The organism is Micromonospora sp. CPCC 206171 (genome assembly GCF_036906755.1).
Lineage (GTDB): Bacteria > Actinomycetota > Actinomycetes > Mycobacteriales > Micromonosporaceae > Micromonospora > Micromonospora purpureochromogenes.
This window is the reverse complement of the sequence record NZ_JBAKHT010000001.1, coordinates 585,037-607,150: the sequence shown is the minus strand read 5'-3', so window position 1 is coordinate 607,150 and position 22,114 is coordinate 585,037. Positions and strand designations below refer to the sequence as shown.

The 22,114-nt window shown below is 72.5% G+C and carries 19 protein-coding genes; 8 read left to right on the top strand and 11 right to left on the bottom strand.

The features are described from left to right. The coding region (locus tag V6U89_RS02720) for a hypothetical protein (protein WP_334568975.1) at nucleotides 1-1,341 on the bottom strand (1,341 nt) is incomplete at its 3' end. 49 nt (nucleotides 1,342-1,390) lie between these two features. Further along, nucleotides 1,391-2,836 (bottom strand): GTPase HflX, encoded by a 1,446-nt coding sequence (hflX, locus tag V6U89_RS02715; RefSeq protein WP_334568974.1) that lies wholly within the window; start codon nucleotides 2,834-2,836, stop codon nucleotides 1,391-1,393. Between the two features lie 177 nt (nucleotides 2,837-3,013). Between hflX and V6U89_RS02710 the strand changes: the two genes are divergently transcribed. Beyond that, complete coding sequence (locus V6U89_RS02710; protein WP_334568973.1) at nucleotides 3,014-4,486, top strand: NAD-dependent malic enzyme; 1,473 nt, start codon at nucleotides 3,014-3,016, stop codon at nucleotides 4,484-4,486. A 187-nt stretch (nucleotides 4,487-4,673) separates the two neighbouring features. Here V6U89_RS02710 and dapF read toward each other — a convergent pair whose 3' ends face one another. The 3 genes from dapF to V6U89_RS02695 are packed head-to-tail and all read right to left on the bottom strand — an operon-like array spanning nucleotide 4,674 to nucleotide 7,205. Next, the gene (dapF, locus tag V6U89_RS02705) at nucleotides 4,674-5,519 is read right to left on the bottom strand and encodes a diaminopimelate epimerase (RefSeq protein ID WP_334568972.1); all 846 of its coding nucleotides are present in this window, start codon (nucleotides 5,517-5,519) and stop codon (nucleotides 4,674-4,676) included. A gap of 7 nt (nucleotides 5,520-5,526) precedes the next feature. Further along, nucleotides 5,527-6,552 carry a tRNA (adenosine(37)-N6)-dimethylallyltransferase MiaA gene (miaA, locus tag V6U89_RS02700; protein ID WP_442933854.1) on the bottom strand — a complete coding sequence of 342 codons (1,026 nt, stop codon included), beginning with the start codon at nucleotides 6,550-6,552 and terminating at the stop codon, nucleotides 5,527-5,529. Further along, entirely contained in the window at nucleotides 6,435-7,205 is a 771-nt protein-coding gene (locus V6U89_RS02695) for a hypothetical protein (RefSeq protein WP_334568969.1), read from the bottom strand. The genes miaA and V6U89_RS02695 overlap by 118 nt, the downstream gene beginning before the upstream one ends. A gap of 152 nt (nucleotides 7,206-7,357) precedes the next feature. On the opposite strand from V6U89_RS02695, the gene V6U89_RS02690 reads away from it, so the two are divergent. Continuing rightward, nucleotides 7,358-8,566, top strand: a complete 1,209-nt coding sequence (locus tag V6U89_RS02690) for a DUF349 domain-containing protein (protein WP_334568967.1) — start codon at nucleotides 7,358-7,360, stop codon at nucleotides 8,564-8,566. 479 nt (nucleotides 8,567-9,045) lie between these two features. Further along, a complete protein-coding gene (locus V6U89_RS02685) occupies nucleotides 9,046-10,650 on the top strand; it encodes a cellulase family glycosylhydrolase (protein ID WP_334568965.1) in 1,605 nt (534 codons plus the stop codon). 63 nt (nucleotides 10,651-10,713) lie between these two features. Here the strand turns inward: V6U89_RS02685 and miaB are convergent, their stop codons facing one another. Beyond that, on the bottom strand, nucleotides 10,714-12,213 hold the full coding sequence (gene miaB / locus V6U89_RS02680) for a tRNA (N6-isopentenyl adenosine(37)-C2)-methylthiotransferase MiaB (RefSeq protein WP_334568964.1): 1,500 nt from the start codon (nucleotides 12,211-12,213) through the stop codon (nucleotides 10,714-10,716). 52 nt (nucleotides 12,214-12,265) lie between these two features. Here miaB and V6U89_RS02675 point away from each other — a divergent pair, with 52 nt between their 5' ends. Next, nucleotides 12,266-12,493: a DUF2277 domain-containing protein gene (locus V6U89_RS02675; RefSeq protein WP_334568963.1), complete on the top strand. Its 228-nt coding sequence runs from the start codon at nucleotides 12,266-12,268 to the stop codon at nucleotides 12,491-12,493. Between the two features lie 130 nt (nucleotides 12,494-12,623). Here the strand turns inward: V6U89_RS02675 and V6U89_RS02670 are convergent, their stop codons facing one another. Both V6U89_RS02670 and selD read right to left on the bottom strand, forming a co-directional pair. After that, the gene (locus V6U89_RS02670) at nucleotides 12,624-13,103 is read right to left on the bottom strand and encodes a hypothetical protein (protein ID WP_280836429.1); all 480 of its coding nucleotides are present in this window, start codon (nucleotides 13,101-13,103) and stop codon (nucleotides 12,624-12,626) included. Nucleotides 13,104-13,397: 294 nt separating this feature from the next. Next, nucleotides 13,398-14,393 (bottom strand): selenide, water dikinase SelD, encoded by a 996-nt coding sequence (selD, locus tag V6U89_RS02665; RefSeq protein WP_442933853.1) that lies wholly within the window; start codon nucleotides 14,391-14,393, stop codon nucleotides 13,398-13,400. A 191-nt stretch (nucleotides 14,394-14,584) separates the two neighbouring features. Here selD and V6U89_RS02660 point away from each other — a divergent pair, with 191 nt between their 5' ends. The 4 genes from V6U89_RS02660 to V6U89_RS02645 are packed head-to-tail and all read left to right on the top strand — an operon-like array spanning nucleotide 14,585 to nucleotide 18,001. Then, nucleotides 14,585-15,340: an amino acid ABC transporter ATP-binding protein gene (locus tag V6U89_RS02660; protein WP_334568961.1), complete on the top strand. Its 756-nt coding sequence runs from the start codon at nucleotides 14,585-14,587 to the stop codon at nucleotides 15,338-15,340. A 58-nt stretch (nucleotides 15,341-15,398) separates the two neighbouring features. Further along, nucleotides 15,399-16,274 (top strand): glutamate ABC transporter substrate-binding protein, encoded by an 876-nt coding sequence (locus V6U89_RS02655; RefSeq protein ID WP_334568960.1) that lies wholly within the window; start codon nucleotides 15,399-15,401, stop codon nucleotides 16,272-16,274. Between the two features lie 42 nt (nucleotides 16,275-16,316). Then, nucleotides 16,317-17,024, top strand: coding sequence for an amino acid ABC transporter permease (locus V6U89_RS02650; RefSeq protein ID WP_154942820.1), 708 nt, complete (start codon nucleotides 16,317-16,319; stop codon nucleotides 17,022-17,024). Then, a complete protein-coding gene (locus V6U89_RS02645; protein ID WP_334568959.1) occupies nucleotides 17,021-18,001 on the top strand; it encodes an amino acid ABC transporter permease in 981 nt (326 codons plus the stop codon). The genes V6U89_RS02650 and V6U89_RS02645 overlap by 4 nt, the downstream gene beginning before the upstream one ends. 93 nt (nucleotides 18,002-18,094) lie before the next feature. Here V6U89_RS02645 and rny read toward each other — a convergent pair whose 3' ends face one another. The 3 genes from rny to V6U89_RS02630 form a co-directional block, all read right to left on the bottom strand. Beyond that, nucleotides 18,095-19,861 (bottom strand): ribonuclease Y, encoded by a 1,767-nt coding sequence (rny, locus tag V6U89_RS02640; protein WP_334568958.1) that lies wholly within the window; start codon nucleotides 19,859-19,861, stop codon nucleotides 18,095-18,097. Nucleotides 19,862-20,587: 726 nt separating this feature from the next. Continuing rightward, nucleotides 20,588-21,292, bottom strand: a complete 705-nt coding sequence (locus V6U89_RS02635) for a 3-keto-5-aminohexanoate cleavage protein (RefSeq protein ID WP_334568957.1) — start codon at nucleotides 21,290-21,292, stop codon at nucleotides 20,588-20,590. A gap of 112 nt (nucleotides 21,293-21,404) precedes the next feature. Next, complete coding sequence (locus V6U89_RS02630; protein ID WP_334568956.1) at nucleotides 21,405-22,100, bottom strand: regulatory protein RecX; 696 nt, start codon at nucleotides 22,098-22,100, stop codon at nucleotides 21,405-21,407. Between the last annotated feature and the right edge of the window lie 14 nt (nucleotides 22,101-22,114).

The following is a 22,114-nucleotide window of genomic DNA, read 5'->3' as shown; positions in this document are numbered from 1 at the left end:
CGGCACGCCGGGCCCGTCGGGACGGCCACCGGGACCGCCGCCGTAGACGCCGCCGCCCCCGGGCGCCCGGCCCGGGGCGGCACCGGCCGGCCCGGGGCCGCCGTAGACGCCGGCCGCCGGAGCGCCGCCGTAGACGCCAGCGCGCGGACCGCCCCGATCGCCGGGGCCGACGCCGTCGTCGGGACCCCGGTCGATCGCCCCGGAGGAGAACGGATCGTCGCCGTCCCGGCTGTCGTCGGCCGGGGCGGGCCGGCGCCGGGACCGCAGGATGCCGACGATGCCCGCGCCGACCAGCAGCGCGCCGAGCACGCCGATCGCGCCGATCAGGTACGTGATCTGGTCCAGGCTGAGCGAGTCGTACCAGGACTTCTCGGCCACCGGCTTCTTGGCGCCGTCGGCTCCGGCGAGCGCCTCGGCCCCGGTCGTCGACGGGGTGTACGCGAGGATGTCGATCGGGTCGTCGTCGTTGAGGGTGCCGCCGTCGGAGACGGTGACGAAGGTCTTCCCGTCCCGGGTGTACGAGATCGCCTCGCCGAACGGATCGTCCAGCGGAGTGACCCGGGGCTTGCCGGTGGTCACCGCCGCCACGATGTCGTCGCCGGTCACGCCGTACTCGAAGGCGTCCGCGTAGGTGCGCAGCACCACCTTTGAGCCGTCGGGCGAGCGGGCCGCCCCGGTGATCGACACCCGACCGAAGATGTTCATCGGGTTGTCGGTGGTCGTCTCCGGGAGGCTGATCTCACCGACCTTCTTCATCGGGACCGGATCGGTGTCACCCTTGGGCAGCTTCCCCGTCGGGGTGTAGATCTCGGCCTTGCCGCTGGGCACCTTGGTAATCACCAACGGCAGGCCGTCGGCGCCGATGAGCAGCGCCTCCGCGTCGCGCTGCTTCTGGTCCGGGTACGACATCCGGTGCAGCACCGGCTGCTTACCGCCGTCGATCGGCATGCTCCACACCGCGATCCGGGGGCGCCGGTCCGTCCCCGGGTTGTTCCCGATGTCGGCGATCCAGAGCGTCTTCCCGTCCGGCGAGACGGCCAGGTCCTCCGTGTCGAAGGGGCCCGAGCCGGTATAGCTGACCTCCTTGATGACCCGGCACTTCGTGTCCAGGTAGAAGATCCGCTTCCGGTTGGCCTGCAGCGAGCCGTCGTTGACCACGATGTAGCCGGTCTTCGTCGCCACCAGCCCGGAGAGCTCGTCCAGCCGCTCGTCGGTGACCGTACAGCGCTTCTTCGGGGCGGGAGCGGAGGTCGCCGGTGCCGCCAGGGCGACACCGGCGGACGCCACGATGGCCCCCAGCAGACCGAGGGCAACCGTGACCGAGGAAACAGCGCGGCGCATTGCGCCAGTGTCGCATGCCGCGGTGAACGGGCGTGTCACGCCGGGAGCGCTACCGCGCCCCGGCCACCGCCTCCACCGCGGCGTACGGCGCCAGCTCGGCGGCGAGCGCCGTACCGACGCGCACGTGCAGCAAGGTGCCCTCGGGCAGGTGGGAGGTGCTCAGCACCTCGCCCTGCCGGTGCAGCCGGGCCACCAGGTCACCCCGGTCGTACGGGAGCACCGCGCGGACCTCCACCGCCGGGCGGGGCAGCCCCTCCTCGACGGCCTGGCGCAGCCCGTCGATGCCGCGCCCGCTGTGCGCGGAGACGAAGATCGCGTCCGGCCAGAGCCGCTTGAGCCGCAGCAGGGTGTCCTCGTCGGCGGCGTCGGTCTTGTTGACCACCAGCAGCTCGGGCAGCCGGTCGGCGCCGACCTCGGAGAGCACCTCGCGGACCGCCCGGACCTGCTCCTCCGGGTCCGGGTGGGCGCCGTCGACGACGTGCACCACCAGGTCCGCCTCGGCGACCTCCTCCAGGGTCGAGCGGAACGCCTCGACGATCTGGTGCGGCAGGTGCCGGACGAAACCGACCGTGTCGGAGAGGGTGTAGAGCCGGCCGTCGGCGGTGGTGGCCTTGCGCGTGGTCGGGTCGAGGGTGGCGAAGAGCGCGTTCTCGACCAGCACGCCCGCGCCGGTCAGCCGGTTGAGCAGGCTCGACTTGCCGGCGTTGGTGTAGCCGGCGATGGCGACCGCGGGCACGGCGTTACGGGAGCGCCGGGCGCGCTTGGTCTGGCGTACCGTCTTCATGCCCTTGATCTCGCGGCGCAGCCGGGAGATGCGGGTACGGATCCGGCGCCGGTCGGTCTCCAGCTTGGTCTCACCGGGACCACGCAGACCCACGCCGCCGCCGGCGCCGCCGCCGCGACCGGAACCACCGGTCTGCCGGGACAGCGTCTCACCCCAACCGCGCAGGCGCGGCAGCAGGTATTCGAGCTGGGCCAGCTCGACCTGCGCCTTGCCCTCCTTGCTCTTGGCGTGCTGGGCGAAGATGTCGAGGATCAGCGCGGTCCGGTCGACGACCTTGACCTTGGTGCGCTGCTCCAGGTTACGCAGCTGGGACGGCGACAGCTCACCGTCGCAGATGACGGTGTCGGCGCCGGTGGCGAGGACCATCGCGCCCAGGTCGTCGACCTTGCCCCGGCCGATGTACGTCGCCGGGTCCGGGCGGTTGCGCCGCTGGATCAGCCCCTCGAGCACCTGCGAGCCGGCCGTCTCGGCCAGCGCCGCCAGCTCGGTCAGCGAGTTCTCCGCGTCGTTCTGCGTGCCCTCGGTCCAGACGCCCACCAGGACCACCCGCTCCAGGCGCAGCTGCCGGTACTCGACCTCGGTGATGTCGGTGAGTTCGGTGCTGAGGCCGGGGACGCGCCGCAGCGACTGACGCTCCGACAGTTCCATCTCGCCGGTGGTGACATCGAGCTCCTCGTCCTCGAAGGGCACGAAGCTCTCCTGGTTCCGCAAACCGGTCTCCTGTCCGTTTTTTGCCGCTAAGGAAAGTAATCCTGACATGTGGCAACGCCGGACGCACCTGCTATATGCCCGCCCCCGGGGTGGCAAAAGTCGGGGGCGGATGCCGGGCGACCTCGGCAGGCGGGTAGAAATGCCTGGCGAGCCGCTCAGCGTCGACGGAGGGACCCCGTGGCAATCACCCGACTACCGAGTGCCGGATTCTCGATCACGATCCGGATCGCGGTACCCGCGGACGCCTCCTCGATCGGCCGGCTGACCACCGCGGTCGGTGAGGCCGGGGCGATCGTCACCGCCCTCGACGTGGTCGACTCCGACCCTGCCAGCGTCATCGTCGACCTCACCTGCGACACCGCCGACGCGAGCCACGCCGACCAGGTGGTCGACGCGCTGACCGCGCTGGACGGCGTGGACGTGCGCAAGGTCTCCGACCGGACGTTCCTGCTGCACCTCGGCGGCAAGATCGAGGTCAGCCCGAAGGTGGCGCTGCGCACCCGCGACGAGCTGTCCCGCGCGTACACCCCGGGGGTGGCCCGGGTCTGCATGGCGATCGCCGAGAACCCGGCGGACGCCCGCCGGCTGACCATCAAGCGCAACACCGTCGCGGTGGTCAGCGACGGCTCGGCCGTGCTCGGCCTGGGCAACCTCGGGCCGGCCGCCTCGCTGCCGGTGATGGAGGGCAAGGCGGCGCTGTTCAAGCGCTTCGGCGGGGTGGACGCCTGGCCGGTGGTGCTGGACACCCAGGACACCGACGAGATCGTGCAGATCGTCAAGGCGATCGCCCCCGCGTACGGCGGGATCAACCTGGAGGACATCGCCGCGCCGCGCTGCTTCGAGATCGAGGCCCGGCTGCGCGAGGCGCTGGACATCCCGGTCTTCCACGACGACCAGCACGGCACCGCGATCTGCGTGCTGGCCGCGCTGACCAACGCGCTGCGCGTCGTGGGCAAGCAGCTCCCGGACGTCCGGGTGGTCGTCTCCGGGGCCGGCGCGGCGGGCACCGCGATCATGAAGCTGCTGCTGCGCCAGGGCGTGGGCGACATCATCGCGTACGACCGGCAGGGTGCCCTGCACCGCGGCCTGACCGGGCTCAACCCGGCCTGGCAGTGGCTGGCGGAGAACACCAACAAGGAGAACTACGCCGGCGACCTGCCCGGGGCGGTCCGGGGCGCGGACGTCTTCATCGGGGTGAGCGCGCCGAACCTGCTCACCGGCGACGACATCGCCACCATGGCGAAGGACGCGATCGTCTTCGCGCTGGCCAACCCGGACCCGGAGGTCGACCCGCGGGAGGCGCGCAAGCACGCCGCGGTCGTCGCCACCGGCCGCTCCGACCAGCCGAACCAGATCAACAACGTGCTCGCCTTCCCGGGCGTCTTCCGGGGCATGCTCGACGCGCACGCCGAGGAGTTCACCGAGGAGATGGCGCTCGCCGCGGCTCGGGCCATCGCGGACGTGGTCGGCGAGGACAAGATCAACCCGACGGTGATCGTGCCGAGCGTCTTCGACTCCCGGGTCGCCCCGGCGGTCGCCGCCGCCGTCCGCGCCGCCGCCCAGAACCCGGCCACCGCGCCGCGACCGGCCGCGGACTCCGGCCCGGCCGACCTCCCCGAGATCGCCGCCAACGCCTCGGCGACCCCCTGACCGACATTCCGGGTGCGGTTGTTGTCGCTGAAGCGACAACAACCGCACCCAGACCCACGCCTCACGCGTTGATCATGAGGTCGGCCGCACCGAAATAGAACGAAACGACCAGTCAACCTGATGATCGCCGCAGCGCCCGGGGCCTGCGGCGTTGATCAGGAAATTTTGCGTCGACGGGCCCGACGGCTCAGGGGAGCAGGGTGGCGGGGGTGATGGTGCCCGTGGCCACCAGGACGGCGGGGCCGGCCAGCCAGCAGGAGTCGTCGGTGACGGTCACCGTCAGGCGACCGCCGGGGACGTCGACCGCGACCGTGCCGGTGTCCCGGGCGGCGTCGCGCAGGGCCACCGCGGCCACCGCACAGGCGCCGGTGCCGCAGGAGAGCGTCTCGGCCGAGCCCCGCTCGTAGACCCGCATCAGCACGTGCCCGTCGGTGCCGGCGACCGGCTCGGCCGGCGCGATGAACTCGACGTTCACCCCGGCCGGGAAGACCCCGGCGTCGTACTCGGGCGCGTGGGTCAGGTCGAGGGTGGTCAGCTCCAGCCCGGCCGGCAGCGCGCAGACCAGGTGCGGGTTACCGACGTCCACCGCCGCGCCGGGCAGGGTCAGTCCGCCCAGGGTGGCGGTCGAGGCGTCGTACACCCGGGGGCGGCGCATCTCGACGGCGATGGCGTCGGCCTCGAAACGGGCGCGCACGACGCCGGCCCGGGTGGCCACCGGCAGCGCCGCGCCGGCGGGGGTGGCCAGCCCGGTCTCCAGCAGGTAGCGGACGAACACCCGGGCGCCGTTGCCGCACATTTCCGCGAACGACCCGTCGGAGTTCCAGTAGTCCATGAACCACTCGGCCTCGGCCGCCAGGGCGGCGCCCTCCGGATGCTTCGCCGCCCGCACCACCCGCAGCACGCCGTCGCCGCCGACGCCGCGCCGCCGGTCGCAGATCGCGGCGACCAGCCCGGGCGTCAGGTCGAGCGCCCCGTCCGGATCGGGCAGGATGACGAAGTCGTTGCCGGTGCCGTGGCCCTTGGTGAACTCCACGCCCCCATCATCCCCGATGGTCGGCGACGATCCGCAGCGCAGTGTCGACAACCGCCGGCGAGGCCGAGTCGAGCCAGTGGATGCGGGGGTCGCGGCGGAACCAGGAACGCTGCCGGCGCACGAAGCGCCGGGTGGCCCGGATCGTCTCGTCGTGCGCCTCGGTCTCGGTCAGCTCCCCGGCCAGGAAGCGCAGCACCTGCTGGTAGCCGAGCGCGCGGCTGGCCGTGCGCCCCTCGGGCAGGCCGTGGCCGACCAGCTCACGGGTCTCCGCGACCAGCCCGTCGGCCCACATCCGGTCCACCCGCAGCGCGATCCTCTCGTCCAGCAGCGCGGTGTCCAGGTCGACGCCGAGCTGCACCGACGGGTAGTACGGGGTCGGTTCGGGCAGCGAGGCGGTGAACGGTGCCCCGGTCAGCTCGATCACTTCGAGGGCCCGGACGATCCGCCGGCCGTTGCCGGGCAGGATGCCGGCCGCGGCGGCCGGGTCGGCCGCCGCCAGCCGGGCGTGCAGCGGGGCCGGTCCCACCGCCGCCAGCTCCGCCTCCAGCCGCTGCCGCACCACCGGGTCGGTGCCGGGGAACTCGAACTGCTCCAGCACCGCCCGCACGTACAGCCCGGAGCCGCCGACCAGCAGCGGCACCCGGCCCCGGGCCAGGATGTCGTCGACCGCCGTGCGGGCCAGCCGCTGGTACTCCGCGACGCTGGCCGGCTCGGTGACGTCCCAGATGTCCAGCAGGTGGTGCGGCACGCCCTCCCGCTCGGCCGGGGTCAGCTTGGCCGTGCCGATGTCCATGCCCCGGTAGAGCTGCATCGAGTCGGCGTTGACCACCTCACCGTCGAGCGCGTGCGCCAGGGCGATGCTCAGCGCGGACTTGCCGGCCGCGGTTGGACCGACCACCGCCACCACGGTGCCGGTCACGCCGGCTCCCAGGACGCCACGACGTAGGCAACGCCGTAGGGCGCCGAGTAGTGGCGCACCTCGCCCCGCCAGTCGCCGCCCGCCGCGCGGGCCGCGCCGGCCAGCATCTGCCAGGGCGCCCGCCCGGCCACCCGCAACTCTTCCGACAGCACCGGGTCCAGGCCGAGCAGGGCGTCGGCGTCCGCGTCGGCCAGGGCCCGGGCAACCCCGTCGTCGTACGCCTCGGCGCGCGGGTCGTCGTAGCCGGGCGCCTGCCGGCCCCGGCACGCCGACCCGTCCCCCAGCACCAGCAGCGCGACCCGGCGATCGGGCTCGCCGACGAGTGCCGCCCCCAGCTCGGCGCAGTCCGCCGGCGACGCGTCGGTCGCCACCGACCGGGCCAGCCGGGGCAGCGGGGTTCCCGACCGGCCGATCAGCCAGGCGCCGACCGTCAGGCTCAGCGGCAGCCGCTCGCCGCCGGCGCAGTTGGTCTTCCAGAGCGGCACCTGCCGGTCCAGCCCGTACGCCCGCAGCGAGCCGACGTCCGCGGCGTCGAAGGTGGTGGTCCGCGGCCCGGCGCCGACCAGCAGGAGCACGTCCGGCGCGGCGGCGAGCAGCCCCGTGACGGCGGCGTCACAGGCGTTGCGGAGGTCGTCCAGCTCGACGGCGGCGGCGCCGGCCAGCTCGGGCACGATCAGGGGCGGGTGGGGGCAGACGGCGGCGGCGACCAGAGGCACGGGTTCACGGTAGCCGGACGCGCCGGTGCGTCCCCGCGCCGATCCGGTCATTGCAGCGGTAGGACACCGTATGGTCACGGTCGACGACAGGCGCTTCACACTCACGGGGGCGGACCTGTGACAATGCCGGGAGTAACTTGGCTGCGCCGTGGCGGCGTTCGCGGGGTCCGTCCCGTCGACGCCGGGAGAACGAGGATGGGCACATGAGCGACTGGACTGCCTTCGGACGGGTGGACGCGGACGGCACCGTGTACGTCAAGACCGCCGAGGGCGAGCGGGTGGTCGGATCCTGGCAGGCGGGTGCCCCCGAGGAGGGGCTGGCCCACTTCGCCCGGCGCTTCGCCGACCTGGTGACCGAGGTGGACCTCACCGAGGCCCGGCTCAACTCGGGCGCGGCGGACGCCGGCCACTCCCTGACCACGATCCGCCGGATCCGCGCCTCGCTGGCCGAGGCGCACGTCGTCGGCGACATCGACGCCCTGGCCGCACGGCTGGACAAGCTCGCCGGCGTCGCCGAGGAGAAGGCCGGTGAGGCCAAGGCCGCCCGGGACGCCGCCCGCGGCGAGGCGCTCGCCCGCAAGACCGCCCTGGTCGAGGAGGCGGAGAAGCTGGCCGCCGAGTCGACCGGCTGGAAGACCGCCGGTGACCGGCTCAAGGAGATCCTCGACGAGTGGAAGACCATCCGCGGCGTCGACAAGAAGGCCGACGGTGAGCTGTGGAAGCGGTTCGCCGCCGCCCGGGACGGGTTCACCCGCCGCCGGGGCGCCCACTTCGCCTCCCTCGACCAGCAGCGCAAGCAGGCGCAGACGGTCAAGGAGGAGCTGGTCGCCGAGGCGGAGAAGCTGACGGACTCCACCGACTGGGCGGCCACCGCCAACCAGCTCAAGGAGCTGATGAACCAGTGGAAGGCCGCGCCGCGCGCCTCGAAGGAGGCCGAGCAGAAGCTCTGGGAACGGTTCCGGGCCGCCCAGGACGCCTTCTTCAGCCGGCGTAGCGAGGTCTTCTCGGCCCGCGACAACGAGCAGCGGGCCAACCTGGAGCGCAAGCAGGCCCTGATCGCCGAGGCCGAGGCGCTGGACGTCGACGCCGACCCGAAGGGCGCGCAGGCCAAGCTGCGGGAGATCCAGGCGCAGTGGCACGAGGCCGGTCGGGTGCCGCGGGAGGCCGCCGCCGGGCTGGAACGGCGGCTGCGGGCCGTGGACGACAAGGTCCGCGAGGTCATGGACTCCGCCTGGCGACGGACCACCAAGGAGGACAACCCGCTGCTCGCCCAGATGCGGGCGCAGGTGGCCGAGGCCGAGGAGCGGCTGGCCCGGGCGCAGGCCGCCGGGGACGCCCGCCGGATCAAGGAGGCCGAGCAGGCGCTCGCCTCCAAGCGGCAGTTCCTCCAGCTCGCCGAGCAGGCCGGCTGACGCCGTAGCGTTCCGGGAGCCCCGGTCCCTCGACGGGACCGGGGCTCCCGCGCATCCCAACCCCGCCCTGCCCACCCCGCCTCTCGCCCCCAAGATCCACGCACATACAGAGAAAGCGGCCTCATTCTGCGACGGATAGGCCCGCTTTCCGTGAAAGTGCGCCCGGGTGGGACCCCGGGGTGGGGGGTGGGGTGGGTCGGGGTGGGTGGGAAAGCGTGGTTCTGGTGGGGCGGTTGACGGCATCGAGGTGTGCTGATCAGAATGGGCGGCAGAGCCAGGTCAGGCTCCGGCGCGAGGGCATCGACGGTGGACACCACCGTCGGGAGTCGCCGGTGTCCGTAGCGAGTGGAGGCGTCTTCGGGACGCCGTTTGTCGCGCACTGTCCGCGTACCCGGGGAAGAGCGCGGCCACCCGACCTGGCCTTCCGCCCCTCGCGCCGCCTGACCACGGCGCGGCGGGGCATCCGAAGTGGAGCTCGCATGCACCGACCCACCGCCCTCGGCGGCGCGCTCACCGCGCTCGCCACCGCCGCGGCCGGCGTCCTCGTCGCCGCCGCCGTCAGCGCCACCCCGGCGGCCGCCGCCGTCGGCGGCACCGGCACCGGCTACCTGCACACCAGCGGTAACAAGATCGTCGACAGCACCGGCGCCACGGTCCGACTCACCGGCATCAACTGGTTCGGCATGGAGACGGACAACAAGACGTTCCACGGGCTCTGGTCGAGCAACCCGTGGCGCGGTCAGCTCGACAAGATGGCCAGCCTCGGCTACAACACGCTGCGCATCCCCTACTCCAACGACGCGCTGAAGCCGGGGGCGACCGCCAGCGGGATCAACGACTTCGTCAACCCCGACCTGGTCGGGCTCTCCCCGTTGCAGATCCTCGACAAGGTGATCGACTACGCCGGCGGCAAGGGGATGCGGGTCATCCTGGACCGGCACCGGCCGACCGCGGCCGGGCAGTCGCCGCTCTGGTACACCTCGACGGTCTCCGAGGCGACCTGGATCAACGACTGGAAGATGCTCGCCCAGCGGTACGCGGGCAACCCGACGGTGATCGGCGCGGACCTGCACAACGAGCCGCACGCAGAGGGCACCAACCCGGCCGCCACCGGCGCCTGCTGGGGCTGCGGGGACACCGCCCGGGACTGGCGGCTGGCGGCCGAGCGGGCCGGCAACGCGATCCTCGGGGTGCAGCCGAACTGGCTGATCTTCGTGGAGGGGGTGAGCTGCCCCAGCGGCGGGCTGTCGAACGTCTGGGACGGCGACACCAGCAACGACGAGGACTGCGGCTGGTGGGGCGGCAACCTCACGAAGGCCAAGGACTTCCCGGTCCGGCTGAACGTGGCGAACCGGCTGGTCTACTCGCCGCACGAGTACGCCACCTCGGTCTACCGCCAGACCTGGTTCGACGCCCCCGACTACCCGGCGAACCTGCCGGCGATCTGGGACAAGTACTGGGGCTACCTGCACAAGCAGAACATCGCGCCGATCATGATGGGCGAGTTCGGCAGCACCCTCGCGGACCCGAAGGACAAGGTCTGGCTGGAGAACCTGATGGCCTACACCGGCACCGGGGTCACCGGGATGTCCTTCACCTACTGGTCCTGGAACCCGAACTCCGGTGACACCGGCGGCATCGCGCTGGACGACTGGACCAACATCAACACCACCAAGCAGGCCATCCTCCAGCCGTACCTGATCCCGCCGGTGGGCGGCGGTGGCCCGTCGCCGACGCCGACCAGCCCGGGCCCGACGCCGACGACCCCGGCGCCGACCGGCGGCTGCACCGCCAGCTACAAGCAGGTCAACGCATGGCAGGGCGGCTTCCAGGGCGAGCTGACGGTGAAGAACACCGGCACCGCCGCGATGAACCCGTGGTCGGTGACCTGGGCCTGGCCGTCCGGGGTGACCCTGGCCAGCGGCTGGAACGCCACCGTCACCCAGTCCGGCACGACGGTCACCGCCGCCGCGCCGGACTGGTCGCGGTCCCTCGCGGCCGGGGCGTCGGTGACGATCGGCTTCACCGCCAACGGCGCGGCGTCCGCGCCGGGCACGGTGAAACTCAACGGCACCGCCTGCTGACCCGTCCCCGACACGCCGACGGCCGGGGCCTCCGCGGGGAGGTCCCGGCCGTCGGCGGTGGCGTCAGTGCGCGGCGCAGCCGGTGGTCGGCGCGGGCGCCGCGGCGGGCGCGCCGACCGTGGGCAGCCCGAGCAGCACCCCGGGGGTACGCGGGGGGCGGCCCGCCTCGGCGGCGTCGCCGGCCCGGGTACGCCGGTGCGACAGCGGCTCGCCGTCGGCGTTCAGGTGGTGCGGGGCCGCGTACGTCACGGTGGTGTGCACGATGTCGCCGGGGCGAATCGACCCGGCGTACGAGCCGGCGTCGAAGTGCACCAGCCGCCCGTCGCGGGCCCGGCCGGACAGCCGGCCGGTGCGCTCGTCCTTGCGCCCCTCGCCGACCGCGACCAGCACCTCGACGGTCTCCCCCACCAGGCGCTTGTTCTCCGCCCAGGTGATCTCCTCGACGCAGGCGATCAGCCGCTCGTAGCGCTCCTGCACGACCTGCTTGGGCAGCTGGCCGTCCATGGTGGCCGCGGGCGTGCCGGGGCGCTTCGAATACTGGAAGGTGAACGCCGAGGAGAACCGGGCCTCGCGGACCACGTCCAGGGTTCGCTGGAAGTCGGCCTCGGTCTCGCCGGGGAAGCCGACGATGATGTCGGTGGTGATCGCCGCGTCCGGCATCGCCGCCCGGACCTTCTCGATGATCCTCAGGTACTTCTCGGACCGGTACGAGCGGCGCATCGCGCGCAGCACATCGTCGGAGCCGGACTGCAACGGCATGTGCAGCGAGTGGCAGACGTTCGGCGTCTCGGCCATCGCGGCGATCACGTCGTCGGTGAAGTCCTTCGGGTGCGGGCTGGTGAACCGGACCCGCTCCAGCCCGTCGATGTCACCGCAGGCGCGCAGCAGCTTGCCGAACGCGTACCGGTCGCCGAACTCGACGCCGTAGGAGTTGACGTTCTGCCCGAGCAGGGTCACCTCCAGCACGCCCTCGTCGACCAGGGCCCGCACCTCGGAGAGGATGTCGCCGGGGCGGCGGTCCTTCTCCTTGCCGCGCAGGGAGGGCACGATGCAGAACGTGCAGGTGTTGTTGCAGCCCACCGAGATCGACACCCAGCCGGCGTACGTCGACTCGCGCCGGGTGGGCAGCGTGGAGGGGAAGACGTCGAGGGATTCGAGGATCTCCACCTCGGCGGCGGTGTTGTGCCGGGCCCGCTCCAGCAGCACCGGCAGCGAGCCGATGTTGTGCGTGCCGAAGACGACGTCGACCCAGGGGGCCTTGCGGACGATCTCGCCGCGGTCCTTCTGGGCCAGGCAGCCGCCGACGGCGATCTGCATGCCGGGGTGCTTGTCCTTCACGGGGCGCAGATGACCCAGGTTGCCGTAGAGCCGGTTGTCGGCGTTCTCCCGGACGGCGCAGGTGTTGAACACCACCACGTCCGGGTTGTCGTCGACCTCGGCGGCGCGCACGTAGCCGGCCTGCTCCAGCAGGCCGGAAATGCGCTCGGAGTCGTGCACGTTCATCTGGCAGCCGTAGGTGCGCACCTGGTAGGTGCGCGGGCTGCTGGCGGCTGCGGTAGTCATGACGTGCACAGCGTATCCGGGCCGACCGGGTGGACCCGAACGAGGAGGAGCCATGTGCCGAAGCATCAAGACCCTGCGTGAGCCGTACGTGCCGGAGGTGACGCCGGCCGACATCGAGGCGGCGGCGTTGCAGTACGTCCGCAAGATCTCCGGCTTCCGCGCCCCGGCCGCACACAACGCCGAGGCGTTCGACGAGGCGGTGCGCGCCGTGGCCGCCGCCACGGCGACCCTGCTCGACCAGCTGCAGGTCCGCGGCTCCCGCCCGACCCGCACCGCCTGACCCCTCGACCTGCCCGCCCCCGGTCCTGCGCCTGCACTTTCAGGGAAAGAGTGGCTGTTCCGGCCTCGACAGCCGCGCCTTCTCTGAAAGTGCGCGCGGAGGGGCGGGCGCGTGGGGCAGGGGGCGGGGGTCAGGCCGCGGCGAGGGCCGGGTTGACCGAGTCGGGCGCCCAACGCGAGCGGTGGCACCGGGACCAGCCCCGGCAGCCGGGATGGGCCAGCGTGCAGAGCCGCTGGTTGCTGAGCACCTCGCCGTCGTCGGTCTCGGTCACGTCGAAGTGCACCGGGCGGATCGTGCCGTCCGGCGCGACCAGCAGGTGCCGGCCGGCGTCGAGGGTGTCGTCGGTCAGCAGGCAGTTGCGGTCCAGCAGCCGGGCCAGCGCGGCGATGCTGGTGCGCTCGTTGAGCCGCTCGGGCACCCCGTAGCAGTCCACCACCGTGCCGAACTCCCCCGGCGCCTCCCACACGTCGCAGATCACCGCGTACGTGGGCAGCCGGGCCGGGTCGGCGACGGCGAGGGGCATCACCACCCGACCGAGCGCCTCGGCCAGCGCGGGGTACACCTCCACCGGTGCCGCCCCGTCGATTCTCCAGTTCCACAGCTCGGTCATGCCGCCTCCTCGCTGCGTTCGTCCCACCGGCCTCCGGATCGGGCCTTACTGACGATGGTGGGGTGCATTTGACCTCAGCCGGGGGCAAGTTACCGGTCTGTGACCATTACGGGCAAAATTTCCTCGGGCGTCGTTGCACCGAGTAGCGGGAAGGTGACAGTTTATCGGGTATGGTACCCGATCCGGGTAACCGGGGCCGGCGGGTTCGTGTCGGGTTCGCGCAGCCGCCGCTCCTCCTCGGGGGCCGGCGGGCGGGGGTCAGCGGAGCAGTCCCGGGCGGACCGGTGGGCGGGGTCAGCGGAGCACGAGGCGGTGCTCGCCGGCGGGCAGCAGCTCGCCGACCACGGTGCCACCGGGGACCTCCCCGGCGACCAGCAGCCCGCCGGAGGTCTGTGCGTCGGCGAGCAGCAGCCGGTCCGCCTCGTCGGTGGACCCGAAGTCGGTCCACGGGGTCACCCAGTCCAGGTTGCGCCGGGTGCCGCCGCTGACGTACCCGTCCCGGACGGCCTCCCGCGCGCCCGGCAGGTACGGCACCCGGGCGGTGTCGATCGCGACGGTGAGGCGGCTGGCCCGGGCCAGCTTCGCGGCGTGCCCGAGCAGGCCGAAACCGGTGACGTCGGTGCCACAGCGGATGCCGGCCGCGACCGCCGCGCGGGCGGCGTCGGAGTTGAGCGCGGCCATCGAGGCGACCGCCTCGGCGAACCGCTCGCCGGTCCGCTTGTGCCGGGTGTTGAGCACCCCGACGCCGAGCGGCTTGGTCAGCGACAGCGGCAGGCCGGCCTGGCCGGCGTCCAGGGTGATCAGCTCCTCGGGGCGGACCACGCCGGTGACGGCCAGGCCGTACTTGGGGCCGTCGTCGTCGACGCTGTGCCCGCCGGCGAGGTGGCAGCCGGCCTCCCGGGTCACGTCCTGCCCGCCGCGCAGCACCTCGCGGGCCAGCTCCAGCGGGAGCACCTCGCGCGGCCAGCAGAGCAGGTTCAACGCGACCAGCGGGGTGCCGCCCATGGCGTACACGTCGGAGAGCGCGTTGGCGGCGGCGATCCGGCCCCAGTCGTACGGGTCGTCGACCACCGGGGTGAAGAAGTCGGCGGTGCTGACCAGCCCGGTCCGCTCGTCCAGGCGGACCACCGCGGCGTCGTCGCCGTGGTCCAGCCCGACCAGCAGTTCGGCGGTGCCACCGGCCGGGCCCAGCCCGGCCACCATCGCCTCCAGCTCCCCAGGAGGGATCTTGCAGGCGCAGCCGCCGCCACGGGCGTAATCGGTCAGGCGGACCCGGTCGGTCATCCCCACATGATCTCGGCGAAGCGCCGCCACCGCTACTCGGACTCCCCGCGCAGGGGCGGAATTCGGACTCCTGGGCACGGCCGGCAGTGGTGTTACCGCTCCGTGACCAACCAGGTTGCGTTCCGCCACTTCACCCCGCCTACAGTTGCCCAACCGGGGGTCGACCGACCCCGCTTCCGGGACAGACGACAGGGACGGTGTACGACGTGACGACGGGCGAACCGCTCATCGTGCTGGACGGGGTCAACAAGTACTTCGGCCCGCTGCACGTGTTGGACGACGTGTCGCTCTCCGTCGGCAGGGGCGAAGTGGTCGTGGTGATCGGCCCTTCCGGCTCCGGCAAGTCGACGCTCTGCCGGACGATCAACCGGCTGGAGCCCATCGACTCCGGCACCATCACCTTCGACGGGCAGCCGCTGCCCGCCGAGGGTCGGGCGCTGGCGAAGCTGCGCAGCGAGGTCGGCATGGTCTTCCAGTCGTTCAACCTCTTCGCGCACAAGACGATCCTGGAGAACGTCACCATCGGCCCGATCAAGGTCCGCAAGGAGAAGCCGGCCGCCGCCCGCGAACGCGGCCTGGCCCTGCTGGACCGGGTCGGCATCGCCAACCAGGCCGACAAGTACCCCGCCCAGCTCTCCGGCGGCCAGCAGCAGCGCGCCGCGATCGCCCGCGCGCTGGCCATGCAGCCCAAGGCGATGCTCTTCGACGAGCCGACCAGCGCGCTCGACCCGGAGATGGTCGGCGAGGTGCTGGACGTGATGACCTCGCTGGCCCGCGACGGCATGACCATGGTCGTGGTGACCCACGAGATGGGCTTCGCCCGGCACGCCGCGAACCGGGTCATCTTCATGGCCGACGGCCAGCTCGTCGAGGACGCCCCGCCGGCCGAGTTCTTCGCGAACCCCCGCAGCGAGCGGGCCAGGGACTTCCTCTCCAAGATCCTCACGCACTAGGCGTCCGTACGTGGAGCACGCCGTTCTCCGGCGGGCTCCGTCCAAGAAGGAGATGAGTATGCGTATCAAGCGCGTAGCCGCGCTCGCGGCGGCCGCCACGCTGGCGCTCGGCATGGCCGCCTGCGGCGGCGATTCCGACGAGGGCACCGGCGCCGGCAGCAAGTCTTTCGCCGCCGGCAGCACCATGGAGAAGCTCAACAAGGCCCAGAAGATCAAGATCGGCACCAAGTTCGACCAGCCGGGCTTCGGTCAGAAGGGCCTGTCGGGCAAGCCGGAGGGCTTCGACGTCGAGATCGCCAAGATCATCGTCAAGGAGCTCGGCATTCCCGAGGACAAGATCGAGTACGTCGAGACGCCGTCGAAGGTCCGTGAGGACGTCATCGTCAACGGCACCGTCGACCTCGTCGCGGCGACGTACACGATCAACGACAAGCGCAAGGAGCGCATCGCCTTCGCGGGCCCGTACTACGAGGCCGGCCAGAACATCCTGGTCAAGAAGGACGACACCACGATCACCGGCCCGGACTCCTTCAAGGACGGCACCAAGAAGGTCTGCTCAGTCACCGGCTCGACCCCGGCCGAGACGATCAAGCAGTACGTCAAGGACGTCGCCACCCAGCTGGTGCTCTTCGACACCTACGACAAGTGCCGCGACGCCCTCAACGGCGGCCAGGTCGACGCCGTCACCACGGACAACGTGATCCTGCTCGGCTACATCGCCAAGAACGAGGGTGCCTTCAAGCTCGCCGGCGACAACTTCACCAAGGAGCCGTACGGCATCGGGGTGAAGAAGGAGGACACCGCGTTCCGCAACTTCATCAACGACACGCTGGAGAAGGCGTTCGCCGACGGCAGCTGGAAGAAGGCCTGGGACGACACCGCCGGCAAGTTCGGCGCGGAGCTGGGCACCGCCCCGACCGTCAACCGCTACTGATCTGATCCTTCGATCGCAGAGGGTGGGGAGGAACACCGACCCGTGAACGTGCTCATCGACAAGTTCGACGTCTTTGCGGGTGGTTTCTGGCTCACCCTCCAGATCTGCGTACTCGCCGCGATCGGCGCCCTGCTCCTGGGCGCCGTCGTGGCGGTACTCCGCATCTCCCCGGTGCCGCCGCTGCGCGCGGTCGGCACCGGGTATGTGAACGTCTTCCGGAACATGCCGCTGACCGTGGTGATGTTCTTCGCCGCCTTCGGCCTGCCGGCGCTCGGCTCCAACGCCGACTTCCTGCGCATCCCCGGCCTGGACGCGGTGTTCAGCCGGCTCGACACCGACCTGCCGTACTTCCGCTTCGCCCTGATCGCCCTGGTGCTCTACACCGCGGCCTTCGTCTGCGAGGCGCTGCGCTCCGGGGTGAACGCGGTGCCCGCCGGGCAGGCCGAGGCCGCGCGGTCGCTCGGCCTGACCTTCGGCCAGAACCTGCGGTACGTGGTGCTGCCGCAGTCCTGGAAGGCCTCGGTGGTGCCGCTCGGCTCGGTCATCATCGCGATGATCAAGAACTCGGCGCTGGCCGGCTTCTTCGGGGTCGTCGGCGACCTGTCGGCCACGGCCGACCAGCTCACCGGAGCCGAGGGCTACGCCTTCATCCCGGTAGCCATCGGCATCTCGATCGGCTACCTGATCATGACCGTGCCGCTCGGCGCCCTGCTGGACCGGATCGAGAAGCGACAGGCGGTGGCCCGATGAGTCAGCAGACCAGCGTCCTCTACGACGTCCCCGGCCCCCGCCAGCAGCGGATCACCCTGATCAGCAGCGTGATCGCCGGGGTGGCCCTGCTCGTCGGGGCGTACTTCCTGATCTACCGGCCGCTGGACGAGAAGGGCCAGTTCTCGATGGAGCTGTGGGGGCCGCTGGTCGACCCCTCCAACGAGAACTTCTCCCTGGTCTGGGAGCGGATCGGCCTCGGCTTCAAGAACACCCTGATCGCGGCGGCGCTGGCCATCGTCGCGTCGCTGGTGATCGGGACCCTGCTGGCCGTGCTGCGGATCCAGCTCAAGAGCCTGACCCGGCGCCGCTTCACCGGGCTGGCGACGCCGGTGGCGTACCTGCTGCGCGGGCTGAGCCTGCTGCTCTCGGCGGTCACCCGGGTCTGCGTCGAGGTGTTCCGCGGCCTGCCCGTGGTCATCACGATCTTCTTCGTGGCCCGCGGCTTCCCCGAGTTCGGCGCCTCGTTCGACACGCTCTGGTACCTGGTGATCGGCCTGACCATCTACAACTCGGTGGTCATCGCGGAGATCCTCCGCTCCGGCATGGAGGGGCTGCCCGGCGGCCAGGCCGAGGCCGCCGCCGCGATCGGCCTCTCGCCGATGCAGGTCACCCGCATGATCCTGCTGCCGCAGTCGTTCCGGATCATGCTGCCGGCGCTGATCAGCCAGTTGGTCGTCGTGCTCAAGGACACCTCGTTGGGCTTCATCATCAGCTACGAGGAGACGCTCAACATCGGCAAGCAGATCATCGGCGTGCTGGGCAACCCGATCCAGGTCTACGTCGTGATCGCCGTGCTCTTCATCGTGGTGAACTACTCGCTGTCCAAGCTCGCCCAGTACCTCCAGCGACGGCTCTCCCAGGGCCGCAAGACCGCCAACACCCCGGCCCAGAACCCGCCGCCCGCGGCGCTCATCTCGCAGGCCGAGGGCGGCGGAGGCGGCGGAGGCGGCGCTTGAGCCGCGCCGCACCGACCATCAGGGCCGCCCCGAACGATTCGGGGCGGCCCTTCGGGTAATCCACTCGGCCCGCGCTGCGCGGGCCGCCCGGACTCAGCGGGCGATCTCGGTGACCCGGGACTCGCGGACCACGGTCACCCGGATCTGACCCGGGTAGGTCAGCTCCTCCTCGATCTGCTTGGCCACGTCCCGCGCCAGGACCGCCGCGCCGATGTCGTCGACGTCCTCCGGCTTGACCATCACCCGGACCTCGCGGCCCGCCTGCATGGCGAAGACCTTCTCCACGCCGAGCTTGCCGGCCGCGATCTCCTCGATCCGCTCCAGCCGCTTGACGTACGCCTCCAGGCTCTCCCGCCGGGCGCCCGGCCGCCCGCCGGAGCAGGCGTCGGAGGCCTGGGTGAGCACCGCCTCGATGGTCTGCGGCGGCACCTCGTTGTGGTGCGCCTCGATGGCGTGCACCACGTCCTCGCTCTCGCCGTACTTGCGGGCCAGGTCGGCGCCGATGATGGCGTGCGAGCCCTCCACCTCGTGGGTGAGCGCCTTGCCGATGTCGTGCAGGAACGCGCACCGCTTGATGGTGGGGATGTCCAATTGCAGCTCGGCGGCCATGATCCCGGCGATGTGCGCGGTCTCCACCAGGTGCTTGAGCACGTTCTGCCCGTACGACGTCCGGTAGCGCAGTCGGCCGAGCAGGGTGACCAGCTCCGGGTGGATCTCGGTGATGCCGACCTCGACCAGGGCGTCCTCGGCGGCCCGGTGGCAGAGCTCCTCCACCTCCTGGCGGGCCAGGTCGTGCACCTCCTCGATCCGGTGCGGGTGGATCCGACCGTCGAGGACCAGCTTCTCCAGGGTGAGCCGGCCGACCTCCCGGCGTACCGGGTCGAAGCAGGACAGCAGCACCGCCTCCGGGGTGTCGTCGATGATCAGGTTGACCCCGGTGACCGACTCGAAGGCGCGGATGTTGCGCCCCTCCCGGCCGATGATCCGCCCCTTCATCTCGTCGCCGGGCAGGTGCAGGACGCTGACCACGCTCTCCGCGGTCTGCTCGCTGGCCACCCGCTGGATGGCGTCCACCACGATGTGCCGGGCGCGCTGCTCGGCGGTGTTGCGGGCGTCGGACTCGATGTCCCGCACCAGCAGCGCGGCCTCCCGCTTGGCCTGCGTCTCGATCGCCTCGATCAGCTCCGCCCGTGCGGCGTCGGCGGTCAGCCCGGCCACCCGTTCCAACTCACGACGGCGCTGCTCCTCGGCGGCCGCCAACTCGGTCTCCCGCTCCACCAGCCCGGCCTCCCGCCGCGCCAGCTCGGCGCTGGCCACGGTGAGCTGCCGTTCCCGCTCGGCCAGGCGCTCGACCTCCTCGGTGTGCAGCCGCTCCCGCTCGTCCATCCGCGCGGCCCGGCGTTCCACCTCGGCGGCCTGCTCGCGGGTGGTGGCGGCGAGGACGGCCACCTCCCGCTCACCGCTACGCCGCGCGGCGGTCCGCAACTGCTCGGCGTCGGCCTCGGCCTGCCGGTGGGCCCGCTCCAGGATGGTGTCCGCCTCGGCCCGGGCGTCGTCTAGCACCCGGCGGGCCTCGGCCCGGGCCGACTTCGCCTCCGCCTTCGCGGCGGCCGCCTCGGTCCGGGCGGCGGCCGCGGCGGACTTCGCCACGTCGATGGTGCTGTTCGCCTCGTCGGCGGCGCTGCGCAGCGCCGCCAGGGACTGCTCCTGGCGGTCCTTCTCGGCGATGAAGGCCGGGTCCTCCGGGGCCGGGGCCGCACGGAAGCCGCGGAGCGCACGGACGCCGAAGAGCACCGCGCCCACGACGACCAGCGCCAGCAGCAGCACGGCGACGAGCAGCACCACCTCGACGCCGCTCATCTCGGCGCCCCGTCACTGCCGTGCGCGAGGTCGGACCGGTCACTACCGCGCGCCAGGTCGGACCGCCCTACGCCACCGGCGAACCCCCGACCGCCGACACCCCCTGGGGACCCGTGGTCCCTGTGCCGCCCCGCCATGGCCGCCTCCCCTGAACGTCGACACCGTGGAGGTTTGTGCCGGCGGGCACGCGCCTCCACGGCCCTGGACGCCCGACCGAGCGGCTGGCCGCGGGTACAGCTCTCCGTCGGCGGTGCCCCGCAGGGCATCGTCGACCGCCGGGTGCAGTTGTCGGATCGGCTCCGGACCGGCTGTCCGGAGCGACCGTCAAAGGCCGGTGGAGCTGGCCAAAGTGATGCTGTTCTGTTACGCGATCTATGTTGTGCGCTTAGCCTGCGCTGGTCGGGCAATGTGAGCCTGTAGGGCGAGGCTAGGTCGCGGAGGGCCGTTCGGTCAAGAACTCATGATCAAACCCCCCGAACGGAGCGAAGTTGAGCCGTCACCCGCTGCCGATGGCATGACGGACAGCAGCGGACAAACGACCCGGCGAGCCGGGTGCGCTTCCCCTTCCGGACCTGCTCACGGCCCCGACGGGGGCGCCGCCAGGGAGCGCGGGATCTGGAGGCGTCGGCGGCGGTTGGTCGGTAGGCGCCGACGGCGGGTCGTCGGGCGCCGAGGGCGGTCAGAAGGCGCCGAGCGCGCAGTCAGCAGGTACCGGAAGCGCGGAGTTCAGCAGGCGCCGAGGGCGCGGGCGGCGGCGACCAGGGCGGCGTTGTCGGGGGCGGGAGCGCCGTCCGGGAGGCCGAGGCTGTCCTCCAGGCCGATCCGGGTGTCCAGGCCCCGGCGTACCGCCTCGGCGAGCACCGGCCAGGCGGCGGCACCCTCGCCGTGCAGCAGCACCGGCGGGCCAGCCGGGGCGAGCAGCGCGAGCATGGCGTCGGCGTCGGCCAGCGCCCGGGCCGGGTCGTCCGGGGTGCACTCGACGAGGATCCGCCCGACCGGCACCCGCCACGCCCGGTGGGCGCGGACGGCCTGCGGGGTCCAGAGGCCGGCCTCGACCAGCACGCCCCGTTCGTGCAGTGCGGCGGCGACCGCCTCCGCCCCCTCCTCGTGCGCGTTGACCGAGGCGAAGTCGGGCAGCACCGTCCAGGCCCGTACGGCGGCGACCCGGGCGGCCGGATCCGGCTCGATCCACGCCCCGGTGCTCACCCCGACGGGGAGCCCCGGCCGGGCGGCCCGGACGGCGGTCACCGCGTCGGCGATCACCGCCGGCGCCATCGACTCCACGCCCGAGGCGTCGCGGGGGTGGACGTGCACGGCGGCCACACCGAGGTCGGCGCAGCGGGTCGCGTCGGCGGCCAGCTCGGCCGGGGTGACCGGCACGCCGGGATGCTCGTCGCGATCCCGGCCGCCGTTGAGACACGCCTTCAGCACCGGGTCATCCTTCCCCGCCCGGACGGCACCGGCATGATCAAGGCGGCGGTGGGGCCGCGGTGCTGCTGGTGGCAGCGCGTCTCACGGACGGATCGGGTCAGCGGGTGGCGGGTCAGTCGACGGCGCGGGGGTCGCGGTCCAGTTCGCCCTCGGCCTCGGCCAGGGCGTCGGCGTCGATCTGCTCGGCGAACTCGGCCGCCTCGGCGCTCTGCGCGGCCAGCGCGTCCTTCACCGCGCGGATCGCCACGCCCGGCGGGTAGCCCTTGCGGGCGAGCATCCCGACCAGCCGGCGGAACACCGCGTCCGGTTCGCCCCGGGCGGTGCGCAGCTTCCGCTCCACCAGGGCGCGGGCGGTCTCCGCCTCGGTCTCCTCGTCCAGCTCGCCGAGCGCCTCGCTGGCCACGTCGCCGTCCACGCCGCGCTGGCGCAGCTCGTTGGCCAGCGCCCGGCGGGCCAGGCCCCGGCCGGTGTGCCGGCTGGAGACCCAGGCGCGGGCGAAGGCGGCGTCGTCGATGATGCCGACCTCGTCGTACCGGTCGAGCACGTCGGCCGACACCTCGTCGGAGATGCCCCGCTTGGCCAGCGCTCCGGCCAGCTCGGCCCGGGTACGCGGGCGCACCGCGAGCTGCCGCAGGCAGATCTCCCGGGCCACCTCGGCCTCGTCGCGCGGCGGGGCCGGGGTCGCCTCCGGCTCGGTCTCGTCGGACCGGCCACGACGACCCCGACGGGGCCGTGGGGTGGTGCCGTCACCCGCCCGGGACGGGCTGGCATCCCAGCCCCGCCCCGTGCGGGCGCGTCGTCCTGCCACTTAGCCGGCGGCCG